Origin of the sequence: Terrisporobacter vanillatitrophus, assembly GCF_051148895.1 — a bacterium.
Lineage (GTDB): Bacteria > Bacillota > Clostridia > Peptostreptococcales > Peptostreptococcaceae > Terrisporobacter > Terrisporobacter vanillatitrophus.
This window is the reverse complement of record NZ_CP154625.1, coordinates 1,000,337-1,013,610: the sequence shown is the minus strand read 5'-3', so window position 1 is coordinate 1,013,610 and position 13,274 is coordinate 1,000,337. Positions and strand designations below refer to the sequence as shown.

The window sequence follows — 13,274 nt, the reverse complement described above, 5'->3', positions numbered from 1 at the left end:
TCAATCTTATATTCTACACCTGTGCGAAAACTAGATTTTTATCATATTACAAAGAGTTATACAGTAAGTTTTACTGGCTAACGCTTTTTTAAATTTATATAAAATCAAATAAATAGACTCTATTATCTCTTTTAAACCCAATATATTGATTACTCTTTTCAAATTGCATGAAAAGAAAACAAGATAAATTTCCCCCCTTTACTTTTGTAAGATTTCCAAGAAGTAAATAAGTGAAATTCATACTTCTTTTTATCGCTCCAAAAGTGTGTTCTACTATGTATTTTCTTGGTAAGTATTTAGTTTTGTCTTTTTCTACTCTGTCTACCATTTCATCAACAATATAACTAAATTCATTTCTAAAAATAGTTCTATCACATTTAAATTTAGTATATTCATATCTATTAATACAGATGCTACATGCATCAGAATTTGCATATTTTTTCTATTTTGTATCAGTTTTCTTGGTTATTCAAAATAATGTTTGCCCTTTAGGGCAAGTGTAAGTGTTTGTTTCTTTATTATATTTAAATTTATTATAAAAATATCTACTATCGCCTATTATATTTGAATATACAGGTTTTGAAACATAAGTAATTATATTGTCCTTTTTACACTTATCAATATCACTACCATCAAATCTGCTAGAACTTCTAACGTATCCACTTTGTAAATTTCTTTAGCTTTGCTTGACATATTATATAATTGACCTTGATCTGCTGAAAAATTACTTACTTTAAATGTTGCTATTAGCTTATTTTTTTATCAATAACTGCTTGAACATTATACTCAACATCAATTCCTTGGTGAGCACCAAGTTTAACTGTTCTAGCACCGCTATCTGCTAAGTTTATCTCATTTTCTCCAGTTTCATCCATAGTGTTTTCAAACTCTAAATATTTATCTATTTTTTCATTTAACTTATTAATATTTGCTTCAATTAAAGAGCAATTTGCATCATACTTATCATCTAATTTATCAAGCATCTCAAGGCCATGTAGATATCCTCTTATCTTAGACTCTGCAATATCTTTCATTTTAGCTAATTTGTTCCTGCTATAGTATTTTCATTCAGACACGGATGCCTATAGTTTAGTTCCATCAATAGCACTAATTCCTTACCCTATTTACCTAAATCCATGCAATAACCAACAAAGTTATTGAATAGTTTTTCTAGTACATCTATATTATCTTTTCTAAAGTCACTTATTACTCTATATTTTGATTTTACGTCTTTAAGTAACCAGATAACTTCCCTATTTATTATGCATTGATTAGCTAATTTACGAGAGAATCTAATTCCATTTAAATATCCATAAACGTACAATTTTAACAAATCCTTCGGATTAAAGGCTGGTCTAGCAGTAGATTCATTATTTGGCACTTTAAATCCTAGAGATTTTATATCCATCTTATCTATTATTATATCTATAACTCTTACTTCACTATTTTCTTCAACATAAGATTCTATATGTTCCATTTTGGATGTAGTTCATAATATAATTCTCCCGATTATTTTTAATTATACCTAGAATATCATATTTAGAGACTTTCGCACAATCTGCCAGGTGGCTTCGAAGACACGCAGTGGCTAAGTTGCTAATAATATAAGATTCCACACACAACGTGCGCATCCGAAATCCTATTACTGTTCCCTATCAATTCTTCCGAGTTATAACATTACGACTCCGTTCTATTTAATATCTTTATTTTATTCTGGACAATATAGATTCAATTTTTAATATTATTTTTTTACTCATAGAAACTTTTATATTTTTTTCTATAAGTTCATTTAAGTTATTTCCATTAAGTTTTTTAAAAAATCTATCTCTCTCTTGATTATATTTAACAGATTTAACAATACATGGATTATAAGATGTGGCATAATCTAAATCAGTTTCAACTATTTCCATATTATCATCAATCTTATAAAATATCTCTTGTCCTTTTTTACTATTAACTAGTATTAAAGAAATACCTTTATCATCATCAAATTCGGAGTGTTTATTTTGTACTCCCCAGTAATCAGCTAATGATATATCACTATTATTAGTAAAGTTCTTTGCTTTGCATTCATAACATGAAGGTCTTAGATATAAGTCTTTTAGAAAACCTTTCATATATGTATCTTCGTGTAATGTTTTTATATATCTTTCCCCATTTTTAAACTTAGTTTCATAACTAAATTCTTTCCAACCTTTATCTTTTTCTCTAAATCCTATCCTTTCTATATCTGAATTGTATTTCTTCTTCAAATTAGTTTTGTATAAATCAAAAACCAAAGGACTTGGCACTCCATGACAAATAATATCTACTAATATTAAGCTTTTATATTTTTTCTTGAGATACAAACTTAATCCTTTTATTTGACATTGTGTTCCACTAAATAATACTATTTTACCTTCATCTAGATATCGTTTAGCATGATTATAAGTATTACCTATCTTACTTTGAACATATTTAGATCCTCTAAATTTTTCACATTCTTCTATTGTAGTAGCTTCACTGTGTTCAACTTCAAAATTCTCATTAAACCCTGCTCCAAACACAACACCATTGTTTTTTATTACATATTCACATAAATTTGTAAAAACTCCACCCGAAGAACTACTTAATCTAACTTTTTCATTCTTATTTTTACATGCGTATGCTTTTGTATTGAACTCTTCTTTTTTAGTTTCACTTATAACTGGACATACTTTTTCGCATAAACCGCATCCTATACATATATCCTTATTAACTTTTGGATACCAGAATCCCTCATTATCTATATTCATATCTATACATTGTTTAGGGCACACATTAGTACACCCATAACATCCACAACATTCTGATTTTTTCTTTATCTCAATCATACTTAACCTCTCACTATATTTAACTTTAAATATATCTTTTTAAATGAACTTCTCATTAAATTCTTTTCATATTCATTCATTCCCATAAGCCACATAAGTGATATAAATATCATAGTAAATATTAATCCTTTTGCAATTATAATACTAAGTGTATAACCTGGTATAAATAAATTTATAAAGTTACTACATAATAAACTAATTAACACCGGGATAGTCATCCGCCCTATATTTTTCCAAAAATCAGGTATGTCTATATTTATTTTTTTATAATAATATATATTTATAATTAAACCATTACCTATAAAGAAACAGACTCCACTAGCAAGAGCACATCCAAATCCACCTAATTTATAAGCTAATGGTATACTCATAATTACATTCATCAATGCAATGACTACATATAGATTAGATCTAAATTTATGCATATTTTTAGCTTGTAATATGGTTATACCTAAATTTTGTATAAGTGGTATTGTTAAAGGGATCATAACTACTAATGCTATATAATAAGAAGTATTATATCCTTCTCCAGCCCAGATTTGTATAAATTCTTTACCAACAAGTATAAATCCACTTAATATAAATGATAGAACTAGATACTGTATTCGGCCTATCTTTATAAATAAATCTGATAATTCTTTATCCGATACATTTTTAGTGACCATCTGAGTAACTCTAGGTAAAAATATACTTGATATAGCAGTTGAAAAAGTCATATAATAATTATTAAATTGAGATCCTATTGAGTATATTGCAACCATTGTTGCGCCTGAAACTGCACCTAATATTAATTGATCGGTTCCCCAATATATTCTGTCTACTATCATATTTAAAAATATAAAGAATGAGTAAGTGAATATTTCTTTAAATAAAGAAAATTCCATATTATTAAATCTTATCTTTACTTTTAATACTTTGAAGCAATAGTATACATTAACTATTATAAAAATTATATTTAGTGCCGTACTAATCACAGTCATACCTATAGACTTATATCCCATAAATAATAGAGGTAGCATGACAAGTGGATTTAATATTGTTCTAATTATTCCTAATATTTTTTGGAATGTAAATCTTTCATATGCACTTACTATAGAATTGAATATACCAAAAGGAAATGCTATTACCATATTAAATATCATCAAAGACATTAATATTTTTATAGTATTTAATTCACTCACAGATAATGCATTTGAAAATAACTTATTTGAATTGCTTACTAATAAACTTCCTGCTATTGCAACTACTATAGCTATAAAAGAATATACTATTATAAGCATTCCATTTAAATTGTATTCCCCTTCTTTATCGTTATTGGCTCTATATTTTGCTGTATATCTTACTATTGCATTTCCTATTCCAAATTCTAGTACTCCTAAGTACCCAATTACTGAATTTGCTAGAGTGAACAATCCATACTCAGCTTGTCCTAATAATCTTATCATTATAGGAGTATATAAAATCTGAATGAATGTTCCTAAAAATAAAGATAAGTATGATAGTATTGCTCCTAATTTTAGTTCATTTCTTTTCATCGACTTTTCCTGCCTTGTGGTAAATTAGTTATTACTGCTAAATGCATTACTTAGATAATCCCATGCTTTTTTTCTTTCTATTTCTAATAATTCATTAGATTTTGTATAGTCACAATTTAATAAATTGATATTATTTATATTTACAAATCTTCTATCTTCCAATGCAAACTTTTCTAAAAATGTATCAATCCTTGATTCCATAGATGTTTTTGAATTTTGCCCAACTCTATTACAAACTACAAATGGTGTATCTAACAACATTGAAAATACACATCCATGAAATGAATCTGTTAAAAATATACTAGCAGAGTTTATATAATCAATAAATTCACTTGGACCCGTAATATAATGTTTTACATCTTTTATATCACCTAAGTTTACTATCTCCAAATTATATTTCTTTGAAATCTCTTTTACCTTAATCTTTTGCTCTTTTGATCCCCCACCTAAAAGATATGTTAATATATATTTTCCTTTTGGCTTATATTTTGATTCTTCAGCTATCGACATCCACTGTTTTTTGTTTAATATCATAGTTGGATCTACAACTACAGGAACATCTCTTCCAGTTAAGTTTTTTACTATTTTGGCTCCAGCATCTTCTCTTACTGATATATGTTTCATTTCAGATAACCACTTTTTATAATTTTCTCTTTCTTGTTCAGGAATATCATATACTCCAAAACTAGGAGCATATGATATTCTTTTATATTTAGATGCGAAAGTTAAAAAACTAACCTCTGATACCAAATGGTCAAAAGGATTCCATATTTGATCACTTCCAGCTATTAAGTAAGCGTAGTCATTTTGTAAATTTTTATTTATTTTACCTACTTCTATTGAGAAATCTGTTTCATTTATATATTTTCTAGAAAAATCTTTGAATATTTTAGTTCTTTGATAATTTATATCTTTTAATTTTTTATTATTTATTCTATTATTTATAGCTATACAAATACTTCTAAAGTCCTTATTTAATAGTATTTGTAATTTATTTTTTTTCTTAATTCCCAATAAATTACTTTTATCTAAAAAGGTTTCATTTATTATTGTTTCACAAAAATATCCATTCATTTTTATAAATTCTTGTAATGCATAATTTTGTAATCTATTTCCATAATTGAAATACCCATTTAAAGTTATTATTCCTACTTTATTCATATGCCTCTCCTGTTAATTATCCTTTATATGTTATTTTTCAATAATTTTAAATATAGTTTTATATCTACTTGGAATAAACATTGTTTAATATCCCAGCCTTTTTATTATCTTCATTATTAATCATTGTAAATATAAGCAATGTAATTCCCCAGAAAATCAGTATTTCTGAAGTTGAAAATATTTGTGTATATGTGCTAAATAATATAAAGTCTAAAAGTAATATCACAAATATTATTCTTTTTTTCTTATCACTAAAATTATCCGTATATAAAATAATTTTATATGAATAATATGCGTATATAAGTATGAGCCATATTAAATATATTAATCCACCTTCATATGTTTTTATAGAAATTTCACTCATTCCAAAATGAATTGGCATACTTTTATCACTATATGTAACACTTCCTATACCTTTACCTAGTTTATATCCATCCCCATGTTCTAAAGCATATTCAAATAATTCTATTCGTTCTTCTTTATTTTTTATATTACTGTTATGTTTGTCAGCATTATTAGTATACTGATAAATTTTTTCTAATACTCTATTATTAAAAAACTCCTTTATTTCTTCATTACTATTAAATAAAGTAATTGTTATCACACTTATAATAGAAAAAGAACATATTATTTTTATAATTAATTTAAAATTAATTTTATCAACTAATAATACTAATATTTGAATTATAATTATCGGAAATATTAAAAAAAATGCAGTATTATCATTTTGAGATGATATAAATACCATAAAACAAACTTGTAATGCCATATATATTAATAATAATTTTTTTTTAATTTTATTATACATATATATATTTACAACTATTAATGATATCCAAAAAAAAGTTAATCTATGAGTTCCACTAGATCCTATAAGTCCCGTGATATGATCTTCATACATTGGATTCATTTCATGAAATCTAAACATAAAATACGTTTTTTCCAATTGTTTTAATATTATTGGTATATTAATAATAAAATAACAATTTGAAAATACATAGAATATTTTTATTATTTGGGATATTATATTTTTACGTTTATTTTTAATTAAATTTCCCAAAAAAACTAATATCATTATATTTCCAAATCCACATATTATTAAATTAAAATAGTAATATTCCCCAATACCAAATTTCAGTAAGTTTATTAATATCAGTATGATACTTATAGCATTAACTATAATAGTCGACTTACAAATTTGTTTAGTTTTAACTAATCTTAATATGAAATATGCTAATAATATTATTTGTATATACTTAATAAATGATTTATCTATAGCCCACTTCAGTAATAACGGTTGTAATAGTAAATATAATAAAATCATCAACTCAAATGGGTTTAGTTTACTATTTTCGATAACTTTTTTACTCATTAGTAATTCTCCTAATATATTAATTTATTTTTACTAAATTAATACTTTACTTTAGTATTGTCTTTTTTATTCTTTGTTTAAATGTTTTTAAGTAAATATACGAATTTAATTTAATCAAAATATAGTTAAGCTTATTTTTTAATATGACATCTTTAGCAAACATTACGTTGAAAAATTTCAACTTCTTAATGTTATAGATTCCTTTACTATCTTTTATGTCAATATCTAAATTATTATCTATTTTGAATAAGATTTGATTATCAATTAACATACTATTTATCCAAATATCATAGTTTATTTTTGAATTATTCAATTCTCTCATTTGAGTGTTTGTATATAATTCATTAATATCTTGAATTGCTTTTTCTATACTATAAATATGTTTTTTTGTAATGTTTCTCTTTGTTGTAGATGAAGAATTATTTCTATAGTAATATAATTTATCATTATTTATTATTATATTTTTAGAATTAATTATTGAGCTTAATATTACTTGCATATCTTCATAGTATCTTCCTACAGGAAATCTTATATTATTTTCTACAAGTAAATTACGTTTATATATTTTAGTACACGGAGAACCTGTTATTTCACCTTTTAAAAATTTTTTCAGAGCTTTAATAGTACTTATTGATTCAAATTTAATATCTTTATTTATATTATAATTATTAATACTCTTTAAATCATCTTGTTTTATGTTTTCACCATATACATTAAATTCAGTCATAGCAATATCCGAATTTCCGTTTATAGCATTTTTCACTAATTGTTCGAACATATTAGGAGAAACAATATCATCAGAATCTACAAATCCAATATATTCTCCAACAGAAATATCTATACCTAAATTTCTACAATAACTTTGTCCTTTATTTTCACCTAAGTTTATCACTTTTATCATCTTAGGATATAATTTTTCATAGTCTTTTATTATTTTCAAACTATTATCTATGGATGCATCATTTATCAATATTATTTCTTTATCTTCTATTGTTTGATTCAATACACTATTTAGACATACTTTAATATATTTCTCTACATTATAAACAGGTATTATTATACTAATTTTAATTTTTTTCATATTTTTTACCTTCTTATCTAATATTTTATATAATAGTTTTATTTTTTTAGTAATTTATTTTTTATTTCTAAAGTAACTACTAATTATATAAAAATCAAATATTTTACTTTTTTTCTTCCATAAGTTTTTTCAAATGGTAACATCCTTCAATATTCCATTTATAGTAAAATTGTCTTTTTCGTACTCCTTTTCCATAAATTGAATTCGTAGCCGATCCTTCTTTATGGTATATCATTAGTTCATCTATATAAATCATTGACATATTATTTTTGTCTACTATATGTTTTAGTATACTTTCCTCTCCGTACATAAATGTCTTGTCATATAACCCATTATATTTATCAATATATTTTTTTGAGAATATTAAGCATGCACCATGTAATTGTATGTCATCAGTTTCTTCATCAGTGCCCACTTCTGTAATGCCTTTGCTAAAATAGTTTTTTAGTTTAGTATCACAATTTAAATAACTAAACATCATTAATATTTTGAACTTTAATAATCTTTTCTCTACATCTTCTTTACTATTATATATTTTTATGACAGGATTTTGATTTTTTCCATCAGCCATAGAAATTATCTTAGGACCTGCTACATCAAATTTATTTGTTTGATATGAATTTTCAAGAATTTCAATAAAATTATCTTGTTCATATACAGTATCACTATTAGTAAGTATTATAAAGTCTGGATTTAAATAATTTTTAGCATATTTAAACCCAATATTATTTCCTTTTGCAAATCCTAAATTTGACTCACTTCTCAAAAATATTATAGATTCACTATCCTTATAGCGTTCTTTTAAGTTATTTAATTTTCCTTTATTCGATCCATTATCTACAACAATTATGCTAACACCTTTATTGGTTAAAAACTTTTCAAGCGATTTTAAACATTGTTCTGTATCATTTATAGTTTCATAATGTAGTATTACAAATGTTATTCTATTCATACTTCACCTCTTTTCTTTATCTCTTTAGCTGGCATACCTACAATAATACTATTATCATCAAATTTTCGATTTACTATCGAATTTGCTCCTACTACACATCCATTACCTAATTCAGATCCATCTAAAAATACAACTCCAGATCCTATCCAACAATCATTCCCAATTTTTATACCTTTATTAGTTACACCTTGCATTCTTATTGGAATGTTCATATCTTCATAATTATGATTTTCTGAATGAAATCTAATATTTTGACCCATTATTACGTCATTACCTATACTAATTCCCCCAGCCGATCCCAAAAAGCAATTTTCTCCTATGCCACAATTATCTCCAATTTCAAATCCTATTCCAAGTTTTTTTAAGCTTCCTGTGCATAATATCCTTGTGTAATCACCTATTCTAACATTATTACCTATATTCACACCCGTTTTAGATAAAGCATCTATCACAACATAGTTTCCTATATTAACGCCTTTTCCAAGTCTGATTTTTTTGTTCATCCTTATCTTGCTTTTCTTCCCAACAAAAATTAACATACTATTTTTCTTTGCTGTAAGTGTTTTTATATTACCTCTAATTAAATTCAGACTCATTGATACTATATTTCCTAACAAGTATCCTAAAGATATTTCTTTATCTAATTCAAAATCATTTCCTTTTATTTTTTTTATTAAATATTCTATGAATCTCATTTATTCCTCCAGTAATTTTTTATATTCACTATCAATATTGATACAATGTTTATCGATTGAATATTCAAAATTATCATTTACTATATCATAGTTATACTTTTGAAGTATTGTTTTATCTTTATAGAATTGTTCAATTCTATTTTTCATTATATCTTTAGATAATTCAATTACTTCACCTTTATTAAATCTATCCTTACAAACTAAGTCCTTACTCCCTACTTTGTTTGTTACTAATACTGGTACACCATAACTTAAAGCTTCTAATGTTATAAACCCAAAAGTTTCATTCCAAATACTTGGTACAATTAATATTTCCGTATTCTCAAATATTGCGTTTAAATCTGAATAAGAATATCTTCCATTTATTTTTACGTTATTGGAAATTTCTAAATTTGTATTCGTATCTCCATATGCATTTAATACAATTTCGTTATATCCTTTATTTTGTAATTTTCCCATAATATCACATAAAAAATTAAATCCTTTATATTCTTTATATGGTCCTAAATATGCTAATTTTAATGACTTACTTTGATTATATTCTTTAATTTTTCGATTATCTTTTATTCCGCTATGTGTTATAGGTATAGTCAATCCATCTATATCTATATAACGCTGATATATACTTTTCGCTAATTCACTGTTAAAGAATATTTTATCTATAAGATCAAACATTGAATGATAGTATTTGCTTAAAATAATATACTCATATTTTCCACTAATTTTTTCAATACCAGTGTTGCTTTCTTCACTAGAATTGCTATTCTTATTTAAATTTACATGTTTTTTTAGTTTATCAATAATACCTTTATCCTTGATATATCTATAAGGTTGTGATTGAAGTATTTTGATTTTTTTAATACTATCTCCTAATGCATTACATTTAGCACATTTTTCAAAATTTATGTTTTCGCATATCATCCCTTGATAGTCAATAAAATTTACTTTCGAGCATAAACCAAAGTAATCATGGCTTGTAAATACAATCTTTATACCTAATTCCTTACATACTTCTAAAAACTCTTTATACAGTCCCATAAATGTATGAATATGCACTATATCTATTTTTATAGTTTCTAAAAAGTTTTTAAGTACTTTTTTATCACATGTTTTAGTGAATAATTTGGGATTAGATACCCCATTTAATATTGGAACTGGTAAGGGATTGATCAGTTCATATACTTTTACTTTTTTATAGTTTCTATAAAATTTTATTTTCACATCTCCATCTTTTATAAAGTTTATTTTACCCGGAAATAAAAGGAAAACTTTATTATTTGATTTAGCTTGCTCAGCCATTAAGTCTGTACAGTATTTTGTTAGTCCACCACTTCTATACGGTGGTAATCCTAAAGAATAATGTAATATTCTCATTTTTACACCTCTTTATTTTATTAAGAATAATTTTTCATAATCACTAACGATTTTTGTCCAGGTGTATTCTAAGTTTATTCTTTCTTTAGCTTTTTTAGATAAAGTAATCATGTCATCTGCAGCGAACTTAGTATCTATAAGTTTAGCTAGGTTACCATCTTCTTTTTTAAAATACACTGCTCCGTCCTGCCCTACTTCTCTATTAAATCCTACATCTAGTAATATATTTAAATCTGTAGTTGCTAAGGCTTCTAATAATGACGGATTAGTCCCTCCAACTTCATGTCCATGGAAATAACCATATGCATTTTCACGAATCTTCTTTAATAATTCCTGATCATACACAGTTCCAACAAATTTTACTCTAGAATCTTCATCAAATTCAGTCTTTATTTTTAATTCTTCATAGAATTTGTTTTGCTCTACATTAGTAATCAATACGAAATCCTTATTCGTATTTGATTTCATAAACTCAGTGATAATAGTCTCGTAATTATTTTCAGGAACAAATCTTCCAACAACTAAATAATATTCTTTTTCCTTAACCCCTTTTTCTTCGTACCACTTAAGTAGTTTAGGATCATTATCATTTAATTTGGATTTTTCCATATCTGCTCCATAAGCTATAAATGTAGTATTCGGATTATATTGTTTATAGTCTTCTTTAATGTATTTCTCTATATTTATAGAATCACACACTAATAAATCTGCATGCTTAACCATTAATTTTTCAGATATCTTCCAATATTTTCTTATTGCTGCATTCCATTTAGCACGCTTCCATTCATGACCATCTGGATTCACAAATAAAGCTCCACCTAGCTTCTTTAGTTGTTTTTTATATTTACCAACGAAAGGACCTATTCTACAAGCTAATATATATACAATTGAATTTTCAATTTTATTTTCTTTCATATATTTTATACATTCTTTTAATGCAGTTATATCATAATATACAGCTTTGGCTGGACCTATATTAGGAACTTTTACATTAAAGCATCTAGCACCATTATGTTCAAATTCATTATTGTTATCCGCCAAACATGATACATGATATTTAATTTCTTTGTTTTTCTGTTGTTCTGTAAGTTTTTCTACAAATGTTTCGAATCCACCATAATTTGCAGGTATACCTTTAGAACCTATAATAAAAACATGTTTCATAATTTGTTCCCTTCTCTAAATATATGCTAGTCCAAAATTCAAGACTAGCATCAATAATTTTTCTTATTTATTTGAATACATTTTTTCAAAGTATGCTGTATACTCTCCTGATATTATATTTTTCCACCAATCTTCATTGTCTAAGTACCACTTAATAGTCATAGCTATACCAGTATCAAAGTTATACTTAGGCTTCCATCCTAATTCATTTTCTAATTTTTTAGGATCTATAGCATATCTTAAGTCATGCCCTGGTCTATCAGTTACATAGTTTATTAAACTTGCTGGCTTGTCTAAAGCTTTTAATATAGTTTTAACAACTTCTAAATTAGTTCTTTCGTTATGTCCTCCTACATTGTAAACTTCTCCAACTTTTCCTTTGTGTATTATTAAATCTATTGCAGAACAGTGATCTTCTACATGCAACCAGTCTCTTACATTTTTTCCGTTCCCGTATACTGGAAGACTCTCATCTGCTAAAGCTCTTGATATCATAAGTGGTATTAACTTTTCCGGGAAGTGATATGGACCATAGTTATTTGAACATCTAGATATAGTAGCTGGTAATCCGAAGGTTCTTTGGTAAGCATGTACTAAGAAATCTGAACTTGCTTTTGATGCTGAATATGGAGAAGACGGATTTAAAGGTGTTGATTCTGTGAAGAATAAATCCTTTCTATCTAGTGGTAAGTCACCGTATACTTCATCTGTAGATACTTGGTGATATCTTTCTACACCAAATTCTTTAGAAGCATCTAATAATACTTGAGTTCCTATAACATTTGTTTTTACAAATATTCCTGGATCTTCTACTGATCTATCAACATGAGATTCTGCTGCAAAATTCACAACTATATCAAATTTTTCTTCTTTAAATAAATTAAATATAAATTCTCTATCAGCTATATCACCTTTTACAAATTTGTAGTTAGGCTTATCTTCTACTGGTTTTAAAGTTTCTAAATTTCCTGCATAAGTTAACGAATCTAAATTTACTATCATGTATTCTGGATATTTGTTAACCATATAATGAACAAAGTTTCCTCCGATAAAACCTGCTCCCCCTGTCATTAATATCTTTTTCATTT

The 13,274-nt window shown here is 25.7% G+C and carries 13 protein-coding genes; all 13 read right to left on the bottom strand.

From position 1 onward, the window contains the following. Positions 1–94 precede the first annotated feature (94 nt). Positions 95–328: a hypothetical protein gene (locus TVTCOM_RS05105; protein ID WP_434798769.1), complete on the bottom strand. Its 234-nt coding sequence runs from the start codon at positions 326–328 to the stop codon at positions 95–97. Between the two features lie 418 nt (positions 329–746). Continuing rightward, the gene (locus TVTCOM_RS05100; protein ID WP_434798768.1) at positions 747–1,034 is read right to left on the bottom strand and encodes a hypothetical protein; all 288 of its coding nucleotides are present in this window, start codon (positions 1,032–1,034) and stop codon (positions 747–749) included. An 86-nt stretch (positions 1,035–1,120) separates the two neighbouring features. Further along, complete coding sequence (locus tag TVTCOM_RS05095; RefSeq protein WP_434798767.1) at positions 1,121–1,477, bottom strand: transposase; 357 nt, start codon at positions 1,475–1,477, stop codon at positions 1,121–1,123. Between the two features lie 226 nt (positions 1,478–1,703). Beyond that, positions 1,704–2,852 carry a Coenzyme F420 hydrogenase/dehydrogenase, beta subunit C-terminal domain gene (locus TVTCOM_RS05090; protein ID WP_434798766.1) on the bottom strand — a complete coding sequence of 383 codons (1,149 nt, stop codon included), beginning with the start codon at positions 2,850–2,852 and terminating at the stop codon, positions 1,704–1,706. 2 nt (positions 2,853–2,854) lie between these two features. Further along, a complete protein-coding gene (locus TVTCOM_RS05085; protein WP_434798765.1) occupies positions 2,855–4,387 on the bottom strand; it encodes a lipopolysaccharide biosynthesis protein in 1,533 nt (510 codons plus the stop codon). A gap of 24 nt (positions 4,388–4,411) precedes the next feature. Continuing rightward, on the bottom strand, positions 4,412–5,548 hold the full coding sequence (locus tag TVTCOM_RS05080) for a polysaccharide pyruvyl transferase family protein (protein ID WP_434798764.1): 1,137 nt from the start codon (positions 5,546–5,548) through the stop codon (positions 4,412–4,414). A gap of 64 nt (positions 5,549–5,612) precedes the next feature. Then, positions 5,613–6,920 (bottom strand): hypothetical protein, encoded by a 1,308-nt coding sequence (locus TVTCOM_RS05075; protein ID WP_434798763.1) that lies wholly within the window; start codon positions 6,918–6,920, stop codon positions 5,613–5,615. Positions 6,921–6,966: 46 nt separating this feature from the next. Further along, complete coding sequence (locus TVTCOM_RS05070; RefSeq protein WP_434798762.1) at positions 6,967–8,001, bottom strand: glycosyltransferase family 2 protein; 1,035 nt, start codon at positions 7,999–8,001, stop codon at positions 6,967–6,969. 103 nt (positions 8,002–8,104) lie between these two features. After that, complete coding sequence (locus TVTCOM_RS05065; protein WP_434798761.1) at positions 8,105–8,953, bottom strand: glycosyltransferase; 849 nt, start codon at positions 8,951–8,953, stop codon at positions 8,105–8,107. After that, on the bottom strand, positions 8,950–9,648 hold the full coding sequence (locus TVTCOM_RS05060) for an acyltransferase (RefSeq protein WP_434798760.1): 699 nt from the start codon (positions 9,646–9,648) through the stop codon (positions 8,950–8,952). The genes TVTCOM_RS05065 and TVTCOM_RS05060 overlap by 4 nt, the downstream gene beginning before the upstream one ends. Beyond that, a complete protein-coding gene (locus tag TVTCOM_RS05055) occupies positions 9,649–11,022 on the bottom strand; it encodes a glycosyltransferase (protein WP_434798759.1) in 1,374 nt (457 codons plus the stop codon). A gap of 12 nt (positions 11,023–11,034) precedes the next feature. Continuing rightward, positions 11,035–12,186 carry a beta 1-4 rhamnosyltransferase Cps2T gene (gene cps2T / locus TVTCOM_RS05050; protein ID WP_434798758.1) on the bottom strand — a complete coding sequence of 384 codons (1,152 nt, stop codon included), beginning with the start codon at positions 12,184–12,186 and terminating at the stop codon, positions 11,035–11,037. Positions 12,187–12,249: 63 nt separating this feature from the next. Next, positions 12,250–13,272 (bottom strand): dTDP-glucose 4,6-dehydratase, encoded by a 1,023-nt coding sequence (gene rfbB / locus TVTCOM_RS05045; protein WP_434798757.1) that lies wholly within the window; start codon positions 13,270–13,272, stop codon positions 12,250–12,252. Between the last annotated feature and the right edge of the window lie 2 nt (positions 13,273–13,274).